General features: G+C 35.8%; 20 protein-coding genes and 2 pseudogenes. 17 read left to right on the forward strand and 5 right to left on the reverse strand.

Features of this window, described 5'->3' with window-relative positions:
- Nucleotides 1–2,435: pseudogene (locus LOK41_RS14120) on the forward strand (LamG-like jellyroll fold domain-containing protein); the annotation flags it as partial.
- A gap of 79 nt (nt 2,436–2,514) precedes the next feature.
- Nucleotides 2,515–2,718 carry a hypothetical protein gene (locus LOK41_RS14125; protein ID WP_241817192.1) on the forward strand — a complete coding sequence of 68 codons (204 nt, stop codon included), beginning with the start codon at nt 2,515–2,517 and terminating at the stop codon, nt 2,716–2,718.
- Between the two features lie 104 nt (nt 2,719–2,822).
- Here LOK41_RS14125 and bcaP read toward each other — a convergent pair whose 3' ends face one another.
- Complete coding sequence (gene bcaP / locus LOK41_RS14130) at nt 2,823–4,226, reverse strand: branched-chain amino acid transporter BcaP (protein ID WP_241817095.1); 1,404 nt, start codon at nt 4,224–4,226, stop codon at nt 2,823–2,825.
- 240 nt (nt 4,227–4,466) lie between these two features.
- Between bcaP and LOK41_RS14135 the strand changes: the two genes are divergently transcribed.
- Nucleotides 4,467–5,594 carry a cation:proton antiporter gene (locus LOK41_RS14135; protein WP_241817096.1) on the forward strand — a complete coding sequence of 376 codons (1,128 nt, stop codon included), beginning with the start codon at nt 4,467–4,469 and terminating at the stop codon, nt 5,592–5,594.
- Between the two features lie 62 nt (nt 5,595–5,656).
- Here the strand turns inward: LOK41_RS14135 and LOK41_RS29295 are convergent.
- Nucleotides 5,657–5,893: pseudogene (locus LOK41_RS29295) on the reverse strand (TM2 domain-containing protein); the annotation flags it as partial.
- An 89-nt stretch (nt 5,894–5,982) separates the two neighbouring features.
- Here LOK41_RS29295 and LOK41_RS14145 point away from each other — a divergent pair.
- From LOK41_RS14145 to LOK41_RS14165, 5 genes are all read left to right on the forward strand, one after another.
- On the forward strand, nt 5,983–6,846 hold the full coding sequence (locus LOK41_RS14145; RefSeq protein WP_241817097.1) for a MurR/RpiR family transcriptional regulator: 864 nt from the start codon (nt 5,983–5,985) through the stop codon (nt 6,844–6,846).
- A gap of 120 nt (nt 6,847–6,966) precedes the next feature.
- On the forward strand, nt 6,967–7,251 hold the full coding sequence (locus LOK41_RS14150) for a hypothetical protein (RefSeq protein ID WP_241817098.1): 285 nt from the start codon (nt 6,967–6,969) through the stop codon (nt 7,249–7,251).
- Between the two features lie 198 nt (nt 7,252–7,449).
- Nucleotides 7,450–8,334, forward strand: coding sequence for an N-acetylmuramic acid 6-phosphate etherase (gene murQ / locus LOK41_RS14155; RefSeq protein WP_241817099.1), 885 nt, complete (start codon nt 7,450–7,452; stop codon nt 8,332–8,334).
- Between the two features lie 23 nt (nt 8,335–8,357).
- A complete protein-coding gene (locus LOK41_RS14160) occupies nt 8,358–9,722 on the forward strand; it encodes a PTS transporter subunit EIIC (RefSeq protein WP_241817100.1) in 1,365 nt (454 codons plus the stop codon).
- A 238-nt stretch (nt 9,723–9,960) separates the two neighbouring features.
- Complete coding sequence (locus tag LOK41_RS14165; protein WP_241817101.1) at nt 9,961–11,022, forward strand: DUF871 domain-containing protein; 1,062 nt, start codon at nt 9,961–9,963, stop codon at nt 11,020–11,022.
- 40 nt (nt 11,023–11,062) lie between these two features.
- On the opposite strand, the gene LOK41_RS14170 is transcribed toward LOK41_RS14165, so the two are convergent.
- The gene (locus LOK41_RS14170; RefSeq protein ID WP_241817102.1) at nt 11,063–11,971 is read right to left on the reverse strand and encodes a DMT family transporter; all 909 of its coding nucleotides are present in this window, start codon (nt 11,969–11,971) and stop codon (nt 11,063–11,065) included.
- 543 nt (nt 11,972–12,514) lie between these two features.
- Between LOK41_RS14170 and LOK41_RS14175 the strand changes: the two genes are divergently transcribed.
- From LOK41_RS14175 to LOK41_RS14200, 6 genes are all read left to right on the forward strand, one after another.
- Nucleotides 12,515–13,009 carry an Lrp/AsnC family transcriptional regulator gene (locus LOK41_RS14175; protein ID WP_241817103.1) on the forward strand — a complete coding sequence of 165 codons (495 nt, stop codon included), beginning with the start codon at nt 12,515–12,517 and terminating at the stop codon, nt 13,007–13,009.
- Between the two features lie 133 nt (nt 13,010–13,142).
- Entirely contained in the window at nt 13,143–13,598 is a 456-nt protein-coding gene (locus LOK41_RS14180; RefSeq protein ID WP_241817104.1) for an N-acetyltransferase, read from the forward strand.
- 211 nt (nt 13,599–13,809) lie between these two features.
- On the forward strand, nt 13,810–14,385 hold the full coding sequence (locus LOK41_RS14185; RefSeq protein ID WP_347269308.1) for a TetR/AcrR family transcriptional regulator: 576 nt from the start codon (nt 13,810–13,812) through the stop codon (nt 14,383–14,385).
- Nucleotides 14,386–14,465: 80 nt separating this feature from the next.
- Nucleotides 14,466–14,822, forward strand: coding sequence for a DMT family transporter (locus LOK41_RS14190; protein WP_241817106.1), 357 nt, complete (start codon nt 14,466–14,468; stop codon nt 14,820–14,822).
- A gap of 2 nt (nt 14,823–14,824) precedes the next feature.
- Nucleotides 14,825–15,139: a DMT family transporter gene (locus LOK41_RS14195; protein ID WP_241817107.1), complete on the forward strand. Its 315-nt coding sequence runs from the start codon at nt 14,825–14,827 to the stop codon at nt 15,137–15,139.
- A 387-nt stretch (nt 15,140–15,526) separates the two neighbouring features.
- On the forward strand, nt 15,527–16,105 hold the full coding sequence (locus tag LOK41_RS14200; RefSeq protein ID WP_241817194.1) for a TetR/AcrR family transcriptional regulator: 579 nt from the start codon (nt 15,527–15,529) through the stop codon (nt 16,103–16,105).
- A 238-nt stretch (nt 16,106–16,343) separates the two neighbouring features.
- Here the strand turns inward: LOK41_RS14200 and LOK41_RS14205 are convergent, their stop codons facing one another.
- Entirely contained in the window at nt 16,344–18,095 is a 1,752-nt protein-coding gene (locus LOK41_RS14205) for an SgrR family transcriptional regulator (protein ID WP_241817108.1), read from the reverse strand.
- Nucleotides 18,096–18,200: 105 nt separating this feature from the next.
- Here LOK41_RS14205 and LOK41_RS14210 point away from each other — a divergent pair, with 105 nt between their 5' ends.
- The gene (locus LOK41_RS14210; RefSeq protein WP_241817109.1) at nt 18,201–19,460 is read left to right on the forward strand and encodes an MDR family MFS transporter; all 1,260 of its coding nucleotides are present in this window, start codon (nt 18,201–18,203) and stop codon (nt 19,458–19,460) included.
- Nucleotides 19,461–19,521: 61 nt separating this feature from the next.
- On the opposite strand, the gene LOK41_RS14215 is transcribed toward LOK41_RS14210, so the two are convergent.
- The gene (locus tag LOK41_RS14215) at nt 19,522–19,725 is read right to left on the reverse strand and encodes a hypothetical protein (protein ID WP_241817110.1); all 204 of its coding nucleotides are present in this window, start codon (nt 19,723–19,725) and stop codon (nt 19,522–19,524) included.
- Between the two features lie 713 nt (nt 19,726–20,438).
- Between LOK41_RS14215 and LOK41_RS14220 the strand changes: the two genes are divergently transcribed.
- Nucleotides 20,439–21,413 carry an agmatine deiminase family protein gene (locus LOK41_RS14220; RefSeq protein WP_241817111.1) on the forward strand — a complete coding sequence of 325 codons (975 nt, stop codon included), beginning with the start codon at nt 20,439–20,441 and terminating at the stop codon, nt 21,411–21,413.
- 83 nt (nt 21,414–21,496) lie between these two features.
- A complete protein-coding gene (locus LOK41_RS14225) occupies nt 21,497–23,251 on the forward strand; it encodes an amidohydrolase (protein ID WP_241817112.1) in 1,755 nt (584 codons plus the stop codon).
- Nucleotides 23,252–23,330 lie beyond the last annotated feature (79 nt).

Consider the following 23,330-nt stretch of genomic DNA (forward strand, 5'->3'; position numbering starts at 1 on the left):
GTTTATTAGCAGTTTTTATTTTAGCATTTGTATCATTTCCTTGAAATACTTCTGTACAAGCAGAAGAGAAGCCACAAGAGAAAAAGCCGGAGGAGAAAAAACTTGTCTTTCCGGTTGTAAGTGACGTACATATTAAAAATAGCGGAACAGATGATACGTTTCGTTGGCAAAGAGCGATTGAACAGTTGAATACACTTGCGCCAAAGCAAGATGCATTTGTTATCGTTGGTGATTTTACCGATTCAGGTTCGAATCAGCAATATGATCGTTTTATGCAAGTGTATAATCAATATGCCAATAAAGATGCAGTAAGAATGAATTCACTTGGAAACCATGATTACTGGAATGGTTTATCGGTAGAGGGGGCGCAAAAACGCTTTTTAGAAAAGACAGGAATGGAATCTATTTATTATCATAAGGTAGTGAAGGGATACCATTTCCTTGTTATGTCACCAGAGGATGGGACGACACATGGGTATTATTCTGATAAACAAATTAATTGGTTGAAGGAAGAAATTGCAAAGGCAAAAGCTGATGATCCAGAAAAGCCAATTTTCGTGTTCTTACACCAGCACATTAAAGAAACTGTGTATGGTAGTCATGAGTGGGGAACGAAGGACAGTGCTAAAATTAATGAAGTATTAAAAGATTACCCGCAAGCAATTACATTCTCTGGTCATTCGCATTATCCATTAGATGATCCAAGGTCAATTCATCAAAAAGACTTTACATCTGTTGGAACATCTTCAGTAAGTTACATGGAAGTAGAGGGCGGGAAAGTGCAAGGAAATATTCCGCCAGGTGCAAGCGAATTAAGCCAAGGTTTATTAGTAGAAGTCGATGATAAAGAAGTAACAATTAACCGTCGTGATTTCCATACAAACTCTTGGACAGGTGAACCGTGGAAGATTCAATTACCAGCAAAAAAAGAATCGTTTAAACATGTGGAAAACCGGGATAAAGAAAAACCATCTTTTGAGGAACATGTAAAGTTAAAAGCTTCAAATGTAACTGAAAGTTCAGTAACTGCGACTTTCCCGCAAGCAGTGGATAACCTACTTGTTCATTCTTATCGCCTGCAAGCACGAGATAAAGAAACAGGAGAAATCAAAAATAAGTTATTAGCATTCTCAGAATTTTATCGTGATCCAGTGCCGAAAGAACTTACGTTTACATTAGCTGGGCTAGATAGTGGAAAAACATATACGCTAGAAGCAGTCGCTATCGACTCATTTGAAAACGAAAGCGAGCAGCCATTACAAGCGGAAGTAACAACAAAAAAAGAAATCATTGATCCAAATGCGAAAGTACCACAAGCGGACGTATTTGATGTGAATTTCTTAGATGGTACATTTAAAGATAACTCACCATTTGGAAGTAAAGGTGATGTAAAAGGGAATGTATCAATTGAATATGATAAAGCATTGAAAAAACATGTAATGAAATTAAATGGCGGGGCAAATACATTTGGTTATATCCCATTCTCTGCAGCACAAAAAGCAAAAGTAGTGGATACAGTTACATTAGAAGCAGCATTTTCTATGAATGAAATTCGCGGTCAAGCTATTATGGAAAATACAGAGAGCGGCGGAATTGGATTTGAATCTACAGGAAATGGATATGTAGAATTATGGGCTCACATTGGTGGTAGCTATAAACGGATAGGTACACAATTAGAAGCCAATAAAACATATCACCTAACAGGAACATATAACGGGAATGAATTAGCGATTTATGTAGATGGAAAAAAAGTAAATAGTCAGCCAGTGACAGGTAAAGTGTATTATCCGAATGTACCATTTGCGATTGGGGCAGATCCAACAAGTAACGGTAACGGTGGAGTTCCACTGAATGGACAAGTCGCACTTGCGAAATTATATAGTAAAGCACTTACTTCATCTGAAGTATTAGCGGCATATAACGAATTTTCAAATCGTACAAAATTAGAAGAGCTAAACGCTTTATATGAAGAAATTGGTAAAGCGAAAGAAACATTAGCGGTTTCATATGAATTTGGTGAAAAGCCAGGTCAATATTCACAATTGGCGTTTACAGAATTACAAAAGAGCTATAACGGAGCAAAAGTAGCATTTGAAAATATGGCAACTACAGGAGAACAAGCAATTGGAGCATATCATGATTTAAAAACAGCGCATCAAGCATTTTTACAATCAAAAGTAGTTGATCCAAAACCAGAAACACCGAAAGAAAAATTACAAAAAACAATTGATGTAGCAAAAGCTTTGTTAGCGAAAGTTCAAGTAGGACAAGAACTAGGGCAATATAAAGAGGGGCCAGTTAAAGCACTAGAAGGAAAAATTAAAGTAGCAGAATCTGTAGTAAAAGACGCAAAGGTAAAAGATCAGTACGTAGAAACAATGAATCGTACATTAGAATATGCGATTCAGCTTGTAGAAAAGAGTGTAAATCAATAAAACAAAAAAGAAGCTTGTCATGGCAAGCTTCTTTTTTGTTATACTAAAAGTAGAAAGACAGGATAAGGGAGCGAATAATTTGGAAGAGAAAAAGCTAAAAAGAATTCTTGAATACGTATGGATTGCAGTTGTGCTCCTTGTTGGATATTATTTTTTGGAAGACAAAAGTATCTGGATTCTATTTTTAATGACTTTTTTATTAGCGGGACTTGGCACGCTATTTATTAACTTTTTCTTTGATAGTCTAGCTGTATGGAAAAAGAAGAAGAAGGAAACAAAATAATAAAGTTGGCTGGACCTAGTCCACCTTGCCTTGGTATATACAAATGTTAACGGAGAAACGAACTGGAACGTAAAACAGCTCGCAAATATGGCGAGCTGTTTTCTTTATGCTTCTTTTTGTTCATCATTATTTTTTTCATTCAGTAAGTGGCTATTACGTCTAGAGTAGAAGAAATATACACATAGTCCAATGATTAGCCAAACAGCAAAACTTTTCCACGTTGTTGCAGAAAGGTTAATCATTAAATAGAGACAACAACAAATTGCAACGATTGGTAATATAGGGACGAACGGTGCACGGAAGCCTCTTTGTAAATTTGGATGTGTTTTGCGTAAGATAAGTACAGCGCAGCAAACAAATACAAAGGCTGTTAATGTACCGATGTTCACTAAGTTTGCAAGTAAGTGTAAATCGAGTAGGCCTGCTAATAAAGCTGCTGCAATTCCTGTAATCCATGTATTCAATAATGGAATTTTAACTCTTTGATTGACGCGAGATAATGCTTTTGGAAGTAGACCGTCACGGCTCATCGCATAAGAAACGCGAACTTGTCCGTACATAACAACTAAAAGAACAGTCGTCATTCCTGTCATGGCTCCGACGGCTAATAAGCCAGCGATTGTATCTTCACCAACGAAATGAAGTGCAAAAGCAACTGGGTCAGAAACATCTAGTTGTGTATAAGGTACCATTCCTGTTAATACAAAGGATACAATCATATAAAGTGCCGTACAAATGAGAAGGGAGCCGATGATACCAATTGGTAAATCGCGCTGCGGTTTCTTCGTTTCCTCCGCGGCTGTTGCGATCGCATCAAATCCTAAGAAAGCAAAGAATACAGTTGCTGCACCTGTAATAATCCCATCATATCCAAATGGTAAAAACGGTGTCCAGTTTTCCGGTTTAACGTACTTTGCACCTGCTACGATAAAAGCGATAATAACCGCTAATTTAATTAATACCATAACGTTATTAATACGAGCACTTTCTCGTACACCAAAGCTAAGAAGCGCTGTAATTAAAAGTAAAATACATACAGCTGGTAAGTCAATGATTCCGCCCTTTCCCATCCCAGGGGCTGAGGCGATGATGGCGGGCAGGTGAATATTAAATCCCGAAAGTAAGGATTGTAAATATCCGGACCATCCAACAGCTACTGCTGCAACGGCTAACAAGTACTCTAGCATTAAACACCAACCAACGATAAAGGCAACGACTTCTCCAACTGTCATATAGGCATACGTATAAACACTTCCTGACATAGGGATTGAAGAAGCAAATTCTGCATAGCAGAAGGCAACACATGCACAAGTAAATGCGGCAATAAGAAAAGATAACATAATACCAGGACCAGAATGTTTGGCCGCAACAATACCTGTTAAGACGAAAATGCCTGTCCCAATTACAGCCCCGATGCCTAAAAAGGTTAAATCTAATGCGGTTAATGTTCTTTGTAATTGCCGTGGTGATTCAGTCGTAAGCGGTTTCTTTCGTAATAAAGACTTCACTTGGACTCTCCTCTCATTCTTCAATTTTCACAACTGCAAAAATAGTATGAGCCCATTGTAAAAGAGTAGGTAAGTAAATAGAGGCACAGTTGTGAGAGTATAAAAAATATAGAATTGCTGTAGTCATTTTATTATAATTCAGAATATTTTGTCAAATAAAAATATGACAAATAAAATCGTAGGTGTAAGGAAAAACTACCATCAAAAATAGATGCACTTTATAAAGTAGGAGAAGATATTATGCTGTTTTATTTTGAACTTGTTGTGATTTTACTTTGTACGAAGTTGGCCGGTGATATTAGTGTTCGGCTTGGCCAGCCATCGGTATTAGGTAAATTAATTGTTGGGATTATTATTGGACCAGCTGTTTTTGGAATCATTAATAGCTCTGAACTGATTGATGAACTTAGTGAGATCGGTGTTTTATTACTTATGTTTATGGCAGGGTTAGAAACGGATTTAGAAGAGTTAAATCGTAATTTAAAATCTTCATTCGCAGTAGCAATGGGAGGTATCATTTTTCCTTTTCTTGGTGGATATTTGGCGGGACTTGTATTTGGAATGTTACAATCGCATGCCATTTTCCTAGGATTGTTACTCTGTGCAACATCGGTGAGTATTTCTGTTCAAACATTGCGGGACTTAGGGAAAATGAATACAAGAGAAAGCACAACAATCTTAGGGGCTGCTGTGTTCGATGACGTTATTGTAGTCATTTTGTTAGCATTTGTAATGAGCTTTTTAGGTACACAAGATGTGAGCATTACACTTGTCATCGCGAAGAAAATTATCTTTTTTGTAAGTATCGTTTTCATTGGCTGGAAAGTTGTACCGTGGATTATGAAGATGCTAGTGCCACTCCGTGTGTCAGAGGCGTTAATTAGTGCAGCACTTATTATTTGTTTTTCATTTGCGTACTATAGTGAACAAATGGGGATTGCTGGTATCATCGGTGCATTTGCTGCGGGGATTGCCATTTCACAAACAACATATAAACATGAGGTAGAACATAAAATAGAGCCGATTGCGTATGCGATTTTTGTGCCGGTCTTTTTTGTAAGTATTGGGATGGAGATTACGTTTCAAGGGATTGGGAACCAAATTTGGTTTATCGTTATCCTGACAATTATCGCGATCCTTACGAAATTAGTGGGATCTGGATTAGGTGCAAGGTTAACAGGGGTTAATTTGAAATCCTCGATTAGTATTGGGGCTGGGATGGTATCGCGTGGAGAGGTAGCGCTCATTATTGCGGCGAATGGATTAACAGCGAATTTATTGGCGAAAGAAAATTTCACTGCGATTGTGATTGTTGTTATCCTTACGACGATTATTACGCCGCCATTGTTGAAGAAGTATTTTGTGTAAAGGTGAAAAGCGGATCTATGATATATAGAAAAGAGGGACTTTCTTGAAAAGTCCCTCTTTTCTTATGAAGACAAATGTGTATTAGAAGACATTGCTTTTACATTCATAATAATATTTCGCTCTAACTCTTCATTTTTCTTTCCAATACGACGTCCAATAAAAAAGACATTGATTCATGCCCAAATCCCTAATCCGCCTAGAGTAAGGGTCATTGCGATTGCCATACCAAAATCACGAGCATAGTAGCGATGACCACCGAACCCACCTAAAAAGAACCAAATTAGATATGCAATTCCTTTTCAGTTTGATTGTATTTACCTAAACCATTTGGAATAAAGCGGATTATTACGCTAAAATAAAAGCAACCGTAAGGAATGGAGGGTGAAATATGAAAGCATCAACGCTACTATCTAAAATAGAAAATCATATGAATCAATTTTCACCAGCTGAAAAAAAGGTTGCCGAGTATATCATGAATCATGCAGAGATCGTTCCTAATTTAACGACAAAAGAAGTTTCTCATCATGCAGGCTCAAGTGAAGCGAGTGTCGTTCGTTTTTGTAAAACGATTGGAATTGGAAGTTTTAAAGCGTTTAAGTTGGCACTCGTTAGAGAATTAACAATTGCCGACTATAATATTAACGATTTTTCGGTGATGAATACAGAGGATGGACCGTTTGATTTATTTAATAAAGTTACATATGTAAATAAGGCTGCGATTGAAGCGAGTATTACTGCGATTGATAAAAAAGAGTTAGAAAAAGCAGCAGATGCCATTTTAGGGGCAAAAAAACTATTATTTTATGGAGTGGGTGGATCAGCAGCGCCAGCGATGGACGGAGCGTATAAGTTTACTCGTTTAGGCTTGACGGCGATGATGCTATCTGATTTCCACATGATGTTGCCTCTTGTAACCAATCTAGAAGAAGGGGATATTTTTGTCGCCATTTCAACTTCTGGCCGGACGAAAGATGTGCTAGAGATGGCGCAGTATGCGAATAAACAAGGGGCAACTGTTATTGCGATTACAACGCTCGATCAATCATCTCCATTATATAAAGAATCACACATCCGTCTTTGTATGCCAGATGTAGAACAAGACCATCGTATTGCGAGTATTGCTTCAAGAATGACGCAGCTGAATATCATCGATGCTTTGTATGTCATTACCTTTAACAGAATAGGGAATCAAGTATTGGATAAATTTACAACGACGAGAGAAGAAGCAATGCGGTTGCGGAAATTAAAATAAGTAGAAAGAAGGCACATTTTATGTGTCTTTTTTAGTAGATTTTAGTAATTGATTAGAGTGAAATCAAAATAATATTTTTTACCTATTGTAGTTTGTTTTGTAGAAAAAGGAGGGGATAAAATGCATTTGAAATATGGAAAACAAATGAATTATCTAGCTATTTTGTTTCTTTTATTCGCCTTTTTTGGATACATAAGCTTCGCAACTTGGTTAAGTCAATATGCAAGCCCAAATATATTCACTATGTTTAAGGGCTCAATGTGGATTTCTATTGCTCTTGCTGTTATTGGGTTTAGACAAGAGAAAAGCACTCCAGTGATAATGCTATTTGGCGTTTGTGCTTTAGTGTTAATTGGGTTATATATCTTTGCGATTCTTAGTTATTTTGAGCACCCAATCCCGTAAAAAATTTATATACAGAAAGTGAAAAGAAGGTCGTTACCTATATAGTAGGTTGTGATTTTCTTTTTTATTTTTGCATGAATAGACACAAAGTTGTTATAAAAAGAAATTACATTTCATAAAATAGGATATTAATGTTGATTTTTAGTTTCATATAGATATAATAAAAGTGTGAAATAAAATTTCAAAGAGGGTGAGAATATGCTAGAAAATTTATCAACAGAACACCGAAATGAAAATACGATGAACTTAGATGAGATGAGCATAAAAGAGATTTTACAAACGATGAATCGAGAAGATTATAAAGTGGCTGTAGCGGTCGAAAGTGAAATAGAACAAATTGAAAAAATTGTTCGAAGCGTTGTTTCATCCTTTCAAAATGGTGACCGGTTAATATATATTGGCGCTGGTACGAGCGGACGTTTAGGAATTTTAGATGCTGTTGAGTGTCCGCCAACATTTGGAACAGATGAGCAACAGGTGCAAGGATTTATCGCAGGTGGATTGAAAGCGTTTACGAAAGCGGTAGAAGGCGCTGAAGATCGAGAGGATCTTGCGGTAGAAGATTTAAAGAGTATTGGGTTGAATGATAAGGATACTGTTATTGGAATTGCTGCAAGTGGCAGAACACCTTATGTAATTGGTGGATTGAAATACGCAAATTCCGTGGGAGCAAGTACAGCTAGCATTTCATGTAATAAGGGTGCTGAGATAAGTAAATTTGCCAAAATTAGCGTAGAAGTAGAAACAGGTGCAGAGGTGTTAACAGGTTCTACTCGTTTAAAGGCTGGAACGGCGCAGAAATTAGTGCTGAATATGATTTCAACTGCCTCTATGATTGGCGTAGGAAAGGTTTATAAAAATTTAATGGTTGATGTGCAATCAACAAATGAAAAGTTAGTCGAACGCTCTAAGCGAATTATTATGGAAGCGACAGGGGCAGATTACAAGGAAGCAGAGGCATATTACGAGAAAGCAAATCGTAATGTGAAAGCTGCGATTGTTATGATATTACTGCAGTGCGAATATGGGGAAGCACTTGAAAAATTAAAAGATGCGAAAGGATTTGTGAAAAAGGCACTATAAAATATAGGGAGGGGGATTTTGTAATGAAGAAAGAACAAAGGATGGCCAATGAAATTACGGAGCAACTCGGGGGAATAAAAAATATTCGTGGTATTGCCCATTGTATGACGCGTCTACGTCTAACACTTCATGATGAAAGTAAAGTGAATATGGAGCTTTTGAAAAAAGTAGACGGTGTTATGGGCGTAATTGAAGATGAAACATTGCAAGTTGTCGTTGGGCCAGGAACTGTGAATAAAGTAGCTGCGGAAATGGAAGTCTTAACGGGATTACGAATGGGTGAGGTTGCTGAACAACCTCTTGAAGAGTGTGGTCAAGATATGAAAGCAGCAATTAAGAAGAAAAATAATACGCCTGTTAAAAATCTATTGCGAAAAATCGGTAATATTTTCATTCCATTAATTCCAGGTCTTGTCGCATCAGGAATTATTAATGGTGTTGCCAACTTTGCGAAAAATGCAGGGGCAGATCCCAATGCCACTTGGCTGCAAATGTTGCTTTTAATTGGCGGTGGTATTTTTACATTCCTCGGTATTCTGGTGGGCTTGAATACAGCGAAAGAATTTGATGGGACCCCAGTTCTCGGCGCGATTGCGGGTATTTTAATCTTCAACCCGGCTATGGCAAACGTGAAGATATTTGGTGAAGCAATGGTGCCGGGGCGCGGTGGATTATTTGCCGTTATTTTTGCAGTATGGCTGATGGTTGTTGTAGAAAGACAAGTGCGAAAAGCAGTACCAAACGCAGTTGATATTATTGTGACTCCGCTTATTACCGTATTAGTTGTAAGTTTGGTAACGATGTTAGCAATTCAGCCAGTGGCTGGTTTATTATCTGACGGAATTACAAATGGTATTAACGCTATTTTAAATGTTGGTGGAGCATTTGCAGGAGCAGTGCTTGCAGGAACATTTTTACCACTTGTTATGGTAGGGCTGCATCATGGTTTAACACCAATTCATATGGAGTTTATTAATCAAACACATGTAACTCCATTATTAACTGTTTTAGCAATGGCAGGAGCTGGACAAGTAGGCGCAGCTATTGCGATTTTTGTAAAAACAAAAAACAAACGTCTTCGCAATGTAATTAAAGGAGCACTACCAGTTGGTTTCTTAGGAATTGGAGAACCGTTATTATACGGGGTTACATTGCCACTTGGTAAACCGTTTATTACGGCTTGCTTAGGAGCAGCAGTTGGCGGTGCATTCCAAGCAGTTATGAAAACGGCTTCATTAGGGATTGGTGTATCGGGACTTTCATTACTTCCATTAATTGCTGATAATAAATATTTACTATATTTTCTTGGGCTTGTAATTGCTTATGTATTTGGATTTATCTTTACGTATTTCTTCGGATTTAAAGAAGAAATGGCAGAGAATATATAAATATGGATTGAAAAACCAACATAAAATCATTTCTTTTAGGTGGTAGAAAGGATCCGCCGGTGGATAGAAGCGGTCAGTGCCTTTTTTAGCCCCATGCCATGTGAAAACAGAAGGAGAAAATGAGTGGAAGTCTCTTTTTGATTTTCATAGCCACAATTGATATGTTGGAAAAATAAATTAGATTTATATATGAAGAGAAAGGGATTCCTTTCTCTTTTTTTTAGAAGGAGGGATTACGATGATCGGAGTGTCTATATATCTTTCAAAAGATCAAATGAAGGCGCAGGAAAAATGGTTAGAGACGGTGAGGAAGTACGGATTTTCTTCTATTTTCACCTCCCTTCATATTCCGGAAGATGACCCTACAACTTATAAAGAGCTCATACAAGTACTTGGAAAGCAAGCAAAAAAACATGAAATGGAACTCATGGTTGATGTTTCACCAAAGTCCCTGCAACATTTAGGAATTGCGTATGAAAATGTGGAACGACTATTAGAGTGGGGAATTACTGGCTTACGTATGGACTATGGGATAGATCCGAAACAAATTGCGTATGTATCACATAAAATGAAGATTGCTTTAAATGCGAGTACAATTACTGAATCATTTTGGAATGAGCTTCTTAAGGAACATGTGAAAGTAGAACATGTAGAAGCTTGGCATAACTTTTATCCACGTCCAGAAACAGGACTAGCTAAATCATTTTTACAAAAACAAAATCAATTTTTGCATGAGTGCGGAATAAAGACAATGGCATTTATTCCAGGTGATAGTGACAAAAGAGGACCTTTATATGAAGGACTTCCTACATTAGAAAAGCATCGGTATATGCGCCCGCTTGAGGCATATTTGGAACTTGTGCAAGATTGCTTCGTTGATAAAGTGTTGATTGGAGATATAAGTGCAGCGGTAGAAAGTATAAGTGAAATTTCTAGCGTGAAAGAAGGAATTATTCCGATTCGGTATAAGCCAGTTGTAGAAGAGAAGCAGGTGTTAGAAAAGATAGAGCGATTACACACGAACCGGCTCGATCCAGCACGTGATGTCATTCGTTCTGTAGAATCAAGAGAAGAACCCTCTTTAGTTTTACAGCCTATGAATACAGTAGAAAGAAGAGTAGGATCGATTACAATCGATAACGTGTTATATGGTCGATATGCCGGAGAGATGCAAATTACAATGAATGATTTACCTGAGAACGAAAAGGTGAACGTAATTGGGAGCGTGATTAAAGAGGATCTGTCATTATTGTCTTATGTAGGAGCGGGACAAAAGTTTCAACTTATATCTGAAAAATAACAAAAAAATCGTCGATAATATGATATCGACGATTTTTTTGTTATTGACTACGTGCTAAATTTGTACTCGGTTGTACAGTCGCTGTTTTAAAATGAGAAAATAAATAACAACCAGTAACGACAATGACAGTCCCTAAAATTTGTACCCACGTTAACTCTTCGCCTAAGAATAAAAACGCTAAAATAGCGGTGAAAATCGGATTGAAATTTAGGAAGATACCTGACGTGGTTGCCCCTAATTTTTGAACACCAATATTCCAAAATACCATACAAACTACAGTTGAAATTAAACCTGTGTATAGTAGTGAAGTAATAAATGAAGCATTAATATGGGAAACAGTAAAGCTTGGTATGTTAAATGGAAGTAATAGGATGACACCGAAAATTCCAGAATATAAAGTGGCCATCATTGGCGAGGTCGTTTTTGTTGCCCATTTACTACAAACAGAATAAATGCCCCAAATGCAAACCGCCGCAATCATCCATAAATCTCCGCTATTAAAATGTAATGAAAATAAAAGCGCGATATTTCCTTTTGAAAGAACGAGAAGAACACCGAAAAAAGAAAGAATCATAGAAAGAATTTGAAGGCCATTTATTTTTTCTTTTAAGAATAAAGATGAAAATAATGCGATTGAAATTGCATTTAGTGTAGAAATGAGTCCAACGTTTGTTGCTGATGTGTGTTCTAATGCTAAAAACTGAAAAATGTTAAAGAGAACAACGCCGGTGATTCCCATCAGTAGTAAGGGCAGAATTGCGGTGCGCGGCGGGAATAGCTTCTTCTCTTTAAACCAAACAATTGGGAATAAGCAAAGAACGGCAATGATCCATCTTAAACTTGTAAGCGTCATAGGCGAAGCATGACCTACGAGTGATTTTCCAACGACAAAGTTTCCTCCCCATAGTAAGCTTGTTAGCAGTAGTAAAAAGACATAAAAATAAGGCATAGTTTGGAACTCCTTTTAAGTAGTGTGTAAATAAAAAAACGATAAAACCCTTTCTTTTTGGGGTGGAAGAGAGGATCCGGCCATGCATAGAAGCGGTCAGAGCCTTTTTGGCCCCATGCCGAGTAAAAACAAAAAGAAAAAACGAGAGCAGGTCCTGTTTTGTTTTTATAGCAGTAATGTATGTGTTGAAAACCCAAAATGGATTTATCCCGCATTAACGGGCAGTAAGACTCCCACCTCAAGATTCAGAGAGAAACGAGGAAGGTAGGTGGGAGTCTTACTGCCCGTAAAAGCCCGATTGGTTCAACTAATAATCAGTGGGGGATGAAGAAAACCCCCACTGATTAAAGTTTCACTTTATATTATGTGAATTGTAAATAATTTTAGCATTTTTCTTTGTTATCTAATATATTCTTTTGTATAATGATGAAAATTAAATAAAATATTTTGTTTTAGGTTATAATCACAAAAATTCATTCGGTTTAACTAGTGTTGTTATACATTTTTTCGAAGAATCGTCGGTAAGAAAAAAGGGGGATTTTTATGGAGTCGTCTGTTATTAAAGTATTAGATGATTTGGACGTACAAATTTTAGATATTTTACAAAAGGAATCACAAGTGAGTAATGCTGAACTTGCACGTCGTGTTAATTTATCACCGGCTGCGATGCATGCACGAATAAAAAGGCTAGAAGGGGAAGGTTTCATTGATAAACAAGTCGCGATTTTAAATCAAGAAAAGCTTGGATTTGATTTATTATGCTTTATTTTTATGAGTACAAATATTCATCAATCTGAAAAACTTGAAGTGCTGGAACGAGAACTAGAATCTATGCCTGAAGTATTGGAGTGTCATTGTTTAACAGGTGAGTATGATTACTTGTTAAAAGTTGCAAACAGAGATCGTAAAGAGTTGGAGCGTTTTATTAGAAAGTTAAATAAGCTTGGGATTACACGAATACAGACGAGTTTAGCACTAAGGGAGATTAAATCTTCTACGGTATTACCGATACGGGATTTGGAAGCAAGTACTGAGTGAAATCGGTACTTGTTTTTTATATAAAAAATTCAGAATAATAATTGACGAGATTGCAGAGTGGGTGTATTATTATATAAATTTATGGATTAATATTCATTTAAAGTTATAAATATTTAATATAAGGAGATCAGTCATGCAAATTTCTAACGCGATTACAAGTGATGTGAAAGATATATATAACTTAATAGAAATATATTCGAAAGAGGGGGTTGTTCTTCCACGTTCTCTGTTATCTTTGTATCAACACTTGCAATGTTTGTATGTTGTAAAAGAAGATGAGGAAATTTTAGGAGTTGCTGGCCTACATGTTTTAGGGGAAGATCTTGCGGAAGTACGATCATTAGTTGTACGAGATACATACTCTGGTCAAGGATTAGGGCGTATGCTAATCAATCATGTCATGAATGAAGCATCGAAATTAAATGTGAAGAGACTTATTTCTTTAACGTACCAAACTACATTTTTTCAGAAGTGTGGTTTTGATTTTGTGGATAAGGAATTGTTGCCTGAAAAGGCATGGATTGATTGTAGACATTGTCCGAAATTTGATTGTTGCGATGAAGTTGCGATGATTCGGTATGTGATTTGAATCTTAGAGCGTATGCGCCACATACTCAGTGCGAACGTATCACCACCATTGAGTATGTGTGTTTTATGATCAGACACATATTTGAATTTAGTGAGTATATAATTCTTTATCAAGTATAAAAAATAAAAATTGTTGATTGACATTTTATAAATCATCCATGTACAATATAAATGAATGACATTCAGTCATTTTGTTTCGTGGAAGGGTGTAGATAATGTCTAAAAAAGAAAAAATTGTATATGCTGCTATCGAATGTTTTCGGGAAAAAGGGATTGAAAAAACAAAGATTTCAGATATAGTGAAATCTGCTGGTATTGCTCAAGGAACCTTCTATTTATACTTTTCTTCAAAATTGGCCGTAGTACCTGCAATAGCAGAAGTTATGGTTGAGAAGATGATATGTGCAGTTGAAGAAAAAGCAAAAGCTAGCTCTTCTTTCTTAGATACATTTTCGAAAATTGTAGATGCAATTTTTGATTTTACAAAGGAACATCACGAAATACAAGCATTAATATATGTCGGTTTAGCATCAACCGAACATATAAAAAAGTGGGAGAGTGTATATCAACCTCTTTACATTTGGATAAAAAGCTTTTTAGAAGAAGCGAAGGATGCGAATGTTATACGGAATTCTATTCATGTTGAAAGAACTTCAAAACTTTTTATTGCTTTAGTTGAATCGGCAGCAGAACAAATTTATTTATATGATCAAACAAAAGAGGAGGAAGCGAATTTACAAAAAGCCGAAGTTTTGGATTTTTTAACACATGCATTGAATATAAGATAGTAAATATCCATTAGTTATAACATAATGGATAAATTTTTAGTCGAGAAATGAATGACAGTCAGTCATAAGAGGTGGAATATATGAAAAATAAAGCTTGGTTATATGTAATATTAACATGTATTTTTGAAGTGTTTTGGGTATTTGGTTTTAACACCGCTCACACTTGGTGGCATTGGGTAATCATTATAGGCATTATAGGTATTGATTTTTACCTGCTTTCTAAAGCGTGTGAACATCTTGCGACAGGAACAGTATACGCTGTTTTTGCTGGAGCCGGAACTGTGGGAACTTTCCTAATGGACGTTTTTCTTTTTGGTGGAAGTTTTAGTCTAGGGAAATTATTTTTCATCGTTATGGTTGTAGCTGGAGTTATTGGTTTGAAGTTAGCTGATAACAAAGAAGAAAAAGAAGAAGAAGTTATGAAAGGAGCTGCTTAAGGATGGGATGGATTTTCGTCTTGTGTGCTGCAATAAGTGAAATTGTTGGTGTAATCGGTCTTAAAATGTATAGTAAGGATAAATCAGTAACAAATGGTGCTATTTATCTAGGTGGATTTGGTATTTCTTTCGCATTCTTATATACATCTTTCCTATTTTTACAGGTAAGTGTAGCTTATGCAGTTTGGATTGGTATAGGGACAGCGGGTGCCGTTCTATTAAATATGTTCCTATTTGGAGAATCAAAAAGTAAGGCACGTATCATTAGTGTGGCTCTTATTGTATGCGGAGTGACAGGTTTAAAGGCTCTTTCTTAAAAGGAGAAAGATTTATTAAAAAGTATACACCATAGTACAGGAGGAGTTGTATTGGAGTTAATTCGTTTAGTTCTTATTTATACAGGTATATAACGGAATGAATAATATATATATATATATATATATATATTATGATTAAATCTTCTAATAGAAAAGAATGAATATTCTTCTATGTTCTATTGGGGGATTTTTCTATGGAGAAAATAAAGATGGGATAGTCTAGATTACATCTCTTTTTTACTTTTAAAACCAATTTTGAAATTTTGATTCAGTTACTCGAAAAATATATTAGAAAATTTTTTTAACTTTCACCCTATTGTTGACAGTACAATAAAACTTCATATAGAATGAATGACAGTCATTCTATACATGTGTGAAAGGACTCAGATAATGAATAAAAAAGAGAAAATTGTTTATGCAGCTATTGAAGTGTTTCAGGAAAAAGGAGTTGAAAAAACAAAGATCTCTGACATTGTAAAATTGGCTGGTATTGCCCAAGGGACTTTCTATTTGTATTTTCCTTCTAAATTATCTGTTATGCCTGCAATAGCAGAAGTGATGGTTGCAAAAATGATACAAGCAGTAAAAGAGAAGGTACAAAATAATGAACCTTTTTCAAAGAAAGTTATGCAAGTGATAGATGCTGTTTTTGACTTTATAGAGGAAAATCGTGAAATACAAGCATTAATGTATGCAGGTCTTGCATCTACTGAGCATATAAAAGAGTGGGAAGCTGTATATGAGCCTCTTTATATGTGGTTAAGTCAATTCTTAAGTGAAGCAAAAGATTTAGGAGCAATTCGTAATTCCATTCACGTTGAAAGAACGGCAAAGTTATGTATCGCTCTTGTTGAATCTGCGGCAGAGCAAGTTTATTTATATGATCATAAACAGGATGATCAGGTCGATCTTCAGAAAGCTGAAGTACTAGACTTTTTAACGCATGCATTGGACATTCGTGAATAAATAGTTAGGTGAATCCATTTATAGTAAAGAGATGGGTTCGTTTTTTTTTGAAAATGAATGAAAGTCAGTTACTATGTCTTATATGAATAGGAAGTAAGATCCAACCTGAAATTCAGTGTAAGCAAAGAAGTTAATGAGGATGAAGAAAAAAACTCACTGATTAAAGTTTCACTTTATTATACTGCGATAAAAACAAAGGAGATTGACCGCCTAATAGGCTGTAATCTCCTTTGTTTTTTCATAGTTCGTTGGCTGACTCTACCGGGTGAATCCATAACTTCGAAAAGTCTGTCCAACCAAAAGAATCAATGGTTACGTTCTTTAAAGAAGATGGATATGTTTTCTTTTTCAAAACATGATAGTTAAATAGGATAATATATTCCGATTGAAGAAATTTTTCAATTTCGTATATAAGTTTATAACGATTTTCTTTATTTTCTTCTGCTAAGAATGTATCTAGTAAACAATCAATCTGTTTTTGATAGTGAGAGTGCATGAAACGATTGATAAAACAGCTTTTATTTTTGAATACATTTAAAAAGGCGATTTCTAAATCAGAATCAAAAACTTCTCCCATTAAAATAATATCGGCGTTTTGATCAATAGAACGATCCGAGTAACTTGAGACTGGAAAAGGGTGTAGTTCCACTTGTATGCCTAAGTCCTGGCAACGTTCTTCTAGCCAAATAGCATCATGAGCACTATCTTTAAAAGAGAAAAAATAAATGTGTATCGTTTCACCTTGATAGGTACTCTTCTGTAAGTAATTTTTTGCCTTCTGTAAGGAGTAGGATTGTTTTTCCGCTATCCGACTTCTCTCTGGAAAGAAGCTTGATGCGGAAATAGTACGCGTACCTTTTAAATCACGAATGATAGATTCAACATCATATAGTTCTCTCCATGCTTTTCGAAAATAAATGTCATGATGTGGACCAGGCTTTGTAAAGTTGAATGCAGCATATATACACCCGGTTTCTTCTATTTGTACTTCGCGTTCTTTTGTATGTTCAGTATTTGGTAGTTCATAATGTGTATGTATTTGCGCATGTTCTGGAATACGCCAAAATTCAATTCGATCAAGTAACGCACGTTCTTTAAAATAATCCGTAAATGCTTCTAATATAACTTGATCTTCATCATAACAATGTAATGTAAAAGCTCCCGTTCCGATATAGTGGTGATTTTGTACTTCTACATCATGAGGTAGAATGGCTAATTGCATCGAACCTACATAACGCAGGAAAAACAAATTTGGCTTTCGTAAGTGAAAGCTGATTTGTAACGGTGATGGTGTTTCAATCTGCACAATCTCTTTAGTTAGCCAGGCATAAGGAGATTGTACACGTTGTAATCTTTCAAATGAAAATTGCACATCTTTGGAAGATAAAGTTGTTCCATGATGAAACTGGATTCCTTTTCGTAAATAAAAAGTCCATGTAAGTTGATCCTTACTCACCTCCCATGTATGAGCGAGGTGCGGCTCAATTTCTTCTGTGACGTAGTTATAATGAACTAATGTATCGAAAATTTGGCGAATGAGATGACTCTCTGTTGTGACAGCTGCAAATGCTGGATCAAGCGGTAATATTTTTCGTGAACAAGGTATCTTTAGCACGTCATACATATCGTTTAAAGGTTGGTATCCAAAATGTTGTTGTAGTTTGTCTTCTAGGTTTTTTCGAAGAGCAGCAGGAAATGGTTGTTTTAAAAGAAGAAATACTTCCTTTAATTTATCTTGTTGTAAAAGAGACTCAGCATAGGGCATAACCACTTCGGAAATGGTATGGAGAAAGAGAAGTTCACTTTTATTTCCTCGTCCTCGCCCTGGTGTCCACGCAATTAATTTTTCTTCAGTCATTTTTCTAAGTAAAATTTTCACGTTTTTTGTACTGCAATATAAAATATCGGCTAATTCTTGCAAGCTATTTTGCATGTGCTGTTTTTCTGGATCATGCAATCGCAGCTGAATATAGTATTCCATCACTTTCATGTTTAAACGACTCCTTCTTAGTAAAAGGGGAATTTCTTTAGAATATTCTAACCTTTTTCTTCCACTTTTTCAAAGTAAAATGAATACACATAAGGGGGAGAGAATATGGGATTTTGGAGTATGCATCGAAATATAAAGATTAGAATTATAACATCATTTTTAACACGTACGGTATCAACAATGATTTTCCCGTTTATGGCGATTTATTTTTCAGTAAAGCTAGGCAGTGTCCTTGCAGGTGTTTTATTACTAATAAATGTAATGGCAGCACTAGTCATTGGGCTTTATGGTGGTTATATTGGAGATCGATTAGGACGAAAAAAGGTCATGATTATAGGGCAAGTGATACAAGTCGCTTCTATCGCTTGTATGGGAATTGCGAATTCAGATTATATAGATTCGCCTTGGTTAACTTTCGTTTTTATGTTAACGAATAGCCTTGGTTCAGGACTTATGAACCCAGCGACAGAGGCAATGTTAATTGATGTGAGTACGCCTGAGAATCGAAAGGTTATGTATAGTATCAATTATTGGGCAATCAACTTGTCTATTGCGATTGGAGCAATCTTTGGAGGATTATTATTTGAACATTACCGTTTTCAATTATTTGTATTATTAACAGTGGTAGCACTTGTGACGCTGTATTTGATTACAGTATATATGGAAGAGGTATATGTCACTCGGCAAAAAACAAAACAGAAACATGTGTTAAAAGAAATGATAGAAAGCTACAAGGTCGTGATGACAGACCGATCATTTTTGATATTCTGTTTGGCAAGTATATGTACGTTATCGTTAGAATTTCAGCTTAATAATTATTTAGGTGTACGCTTGCAAAAGGAATTCGAAACAATTCAATTTGCATTTGGAAATAATATCACTTTTGATTTAACAGGTATCCGCATGCTAAGTTGGATTTCTGCAGAGAATACGATTTTGATTGTTTTATTTTCAGCTCTTGTAATTAAAATGACGAAGCGCTTCAATGATTTGAAACTATTATATGTGGGCTTGTTCATTTATACAATTGGATTTACAATACTTGGATCAAGCAATAGCTTGTGGATTTTATTAATAGCAGGGCTGTTCCAAACGGTTGGAGAAATGATGTATGTGCCAGTGCGTCAATCGATTATGGCTGATATGGTTCCAGACGACGCCCGAAGCTCTTATATGGCTATCAATGGTATGGTATTTCAGGTAGCAAAAATGAATGGAGCATTAGGGATTATGTTAGGATCTTTTATAGCGTCATGGGGAATGAGCATTGTTTATTTTTTAGTTGGTATAAGTAGTATTTTGTTATTTATGAAAGCAATTAATAGGACAAAATATCGTGAAGAAAATATATCTCATATAGGATAAGGGAATATACAAAAAGCGAATCGTTCGTATAATGATTCGCTTTTTATATAGCATTACTTTTCTAAAAAACATCGTCTTCAGCTAATGTATTGTTAGCGCGAGGATTCATTAAAAGATTTTTCAGTTCACCAACTTCAGAGAGAGCGACAAGGATATAGCCACTAATTAGTACAATGAGTCCAATGACCCTTAGTGTTTGTAAGCTAATTTCTCTTTTATTTTCCTCGGAGTGATTTGGGGGCGTTGAAGTGTGCTGGTTGTTCATAGGTGGGCTCCCATCTTTTATATATGATTAAACATTGTGTAACTTATAGATGATGCATACGATCAGGAAATTTTTAGTCATTTTCACTATATGAGAAATGCCTAAAAAAAGTGATTAAAAATAGAGACTTTCAGTTCATACTTATAAGCTTCCTTTAAGGGTTCTGACGTCAAAATGCGTATATAGGGTAATGCATTTTGTGGAAAATAAAACCTTGGTTTCCTTACATTAAGTAGGAGATCAAGGTTTTATTTTATTCTTAAGGTGTAATTTTATAAAAGAAGAGTCGTTTAAAGAGAAAGCGGAAGTTATTTTTAAGATGGTTTATGTTCAAAATTATTTATCATACTTTATTTAGTTAATAAATAAAAAAATTATTATAAAAATCTTGTCAAGAGCGAATTTTCCGCTTAACCACGGCTTTATATTTTTTATATAAATATATAATATTTCTCCGTGCTATAATCCACCTATGAAATGTGCACGTTTCTAAAATATATAATCATAAGAGAATTGAGGAATAATTGTATGTATCCCGCTATTTGCGGGCAGTAAGAACCCGTCTAAAAGAAATTAGGTGGGGGCCGGGCTGCTCGGAAAAGTCCGATTGGTGAGGGATGAAGCACCCCCACTGATTAAAGCTTCACTTTATCTTGATAATGACTTATTCCAATCAATGACTCAATAACCTTTAAAATAGTGAGGTAAACAATATGAATCAAATGCACAATGGAATTATCTTTACTGCAATACCACATAAATCGAATCAATATTATCGACCATTTTATGAGGATCTTATTTATTTTAATGAGAACCTAAATGAAAATAAAGCATGTACCGATCAACTTATATCTTTAACTGTGGAAGAACAAGATTTTGATACAAACTTCTTTGAGTATGACGACATTTGGTTGAGAGACGTTGCACCAGTTGTAACAAATCACCTCGTTAAATTTAAATACCAACCAGATTACTTACCTGAAAGTCAAAGTCGATATTTAAATCAACAATTCAATAAATGGCTGAAGAAAAATGACTTTGAATATATTATTTCCCCATTGATATTAGATGGCGGTAATCTCATTTGGAATAAAAAAGATACCATTATACTAACGGATCGTATACTTGACGATAATTATGATTGGACAGAAAAAGAAATCATAGAGCAGCTGAAATGGGATTTAGATGTCAGTCGTGTTATTATCATTCCTTCTGAACCAGGAGATGTACTTGCGCATGCAGACGGTATGATTAAGTTTATTGATGAACATACGATGTTTATTAGTGACTTTCTAGGAGATTCCGAATTTAGGCATAGCATTCAAGAAATGATTCAAGAACAGATGCCAGAAGCTGAATTTGTAGTTGTTCCTTCTTCTTATACAGAGAAAGGGCAATATGATCAAGAAATAGCATCAGCCAAAGGTTTATATATAAATATGTTAGAAACAAGCGATGCTCTCTATGTTCCTAGGTTTGGATTATCTAAAGATCAGGAAGTCTTACGATACATCCAAAAACATACTGATAAACATGCGATTCCAGTTCATGTAGGAGATATATCGACAATGGGAGGCGCAATGAATTGTTTAACATGGTATTGTCCCGTTCATTTGTTACCTCAAAAATTCAAAAGAATGAAAAATCGGGAGAATGAATTTTCTATTTGGGATCTTTTTAAAATGTAACATCAATACGAGTTGAGCTTGAGACGATGTTAACGTCTATTCTATTTTTAAAAGCAGTTTATTTTAATACAAGGAGCAAAAGTATGAAAAGAATTTCGAAGAAAGCAATAATGGCCATTTGTCTGATTTTTAATATGATGTTGATTTCAGCATGCACTCCTGAAGTAGGAGGAGCCAAGGAAAACAGTACTGTCCTTCCTAGCCATTTGCCAGACAATGTAGTGTTTAAAAATGGTGTAATCTATACTTCTAATCAAAAACAAGATATGGCAGAAGCTGTAGCCATTAAAGGTGGTAAAATTACATTCGTTGGTTCCAACAAGGATGTAGAAGAATTTATAGATAAAGATACGAAAGTCATAGATTTACAATGGCGTTCCGTCCTTCCTGGTTTTGTGGACAATCATAATCATATATTTGAAGCAAAATCACCAGCGGCAGGGGATTGTAGTGTGTCACCAGATGCTTCATTACAAGACCAACGTTCCTATTTAAAGGTTTGCCAAAAAGATGTAAAAGAAGGGGAATGGATAAGCGGATCAGGATTTAGTTTGGAGAGTTTGTTAGAAGATATGGACGAAGAATCAGAAGAGCAAACGCCATTACAACTCCTTGATGAGCTGTTTCCCAATAATCCTGTAGTAATTATGGAAAGAACCGCTCATTCCGTATGGGTTAACTCTAAAGCAATGGAGTTGGCTGGAATGAATAAAGAGACGAAAGATCCGCAAGGGGGAAGAATTATTCGGGATCCGGAAACAGGAGAGCCTTTTGGTATTCTTTATGACTCAGCTGGTGATATTGTAATGGAGCAAGCATGGAGTTCCCAACCAAATCTGTTTGAAAAAAATTACGAAGGTTTGTTGGATGGCTTAGATGAGATTGCGAAGAATGGTATTACTACAGTTGGTGATGGACGTCTATATTGGAAAAGAGGTTGGTTAGATGTCTGGAATAAAGTGTATGATGAGAAAAAGTTAACATCACGAGTAGTCCTTCGTCCGTGGGTGTATCCAAATTTAAATGAAGCAGAACAAATTGAGTATTTCAAAAAAATTAAGCGTGATGATTCATCGTCTCGAATGTTTATTAATCAAGTGAAAATGTATAGTGATGGAATTAGCATCAACGGCACAGCTAAAACACTGGAAAAATATAAATTTGAGTGGTTTAAAGGAACTCCATATGGTTTGAACTATATTCCAGAACAAAAAATGAAATGGTGGTTGACCGAACTCGATAAAATTGGTTATGGTGCACTGATTCATACGATTGGAGACGGTGGGGCAAGAGAGAGCTTAAATGCGATTGAAGCAGCAAAGAATGATGGAGCAACTCAGCCATATACCCTCACTCATGTGGAAATGGTAGAAGATAGTGATATTAACCGTTTTGCTGATTTAGGTGTTAGCGCTGATTTTCAGGTAGGCCATGATTTTGCTGAAGATCCTAAGCAAAGCTGGGCAAGTATGTATTTCTCAGATCAACAGCTGAAACGAATTATGCCGTTAGGGCGAATTTGGAAAACAGGAGCAAATGTCTCACTTAGTAGCGATTGGGATGTAAATGAACTGAACCCACTTGTCACTATTGCGAATTCACTAAGCATTGGTGAAAAAGGTTTACCTGATGTATACGCAGCTATTGATGCTTATACAATTAAGCCTGCCAAATCATTAGGACTTGATCATATAACTGGTTCTATTGAAGTAGGTAAATCTGCTGATATGATAGTACTTGATGAGGATATAACTGAAATGAGTAAGGATAAAATTCCAGATGCAAAAGTTTTAATGACTGTTTTGCAAGGAGAAGTAGTTTACCACAAGGGGAAATAGGTGAAAGGAATAGCTTATGAAATTGATGCAAGCGAAAGCAGCTGTATACTCTTATTGGAAAGCAATTAATCAATGAGCG

Source organism: Bacillus sp. TL12, assembly GCF_022625245.1.
Lineage (GTDB): Bacteria > Bacillota > Bacilli > Bacillales > Bacillaceae_G > Bacillus_A.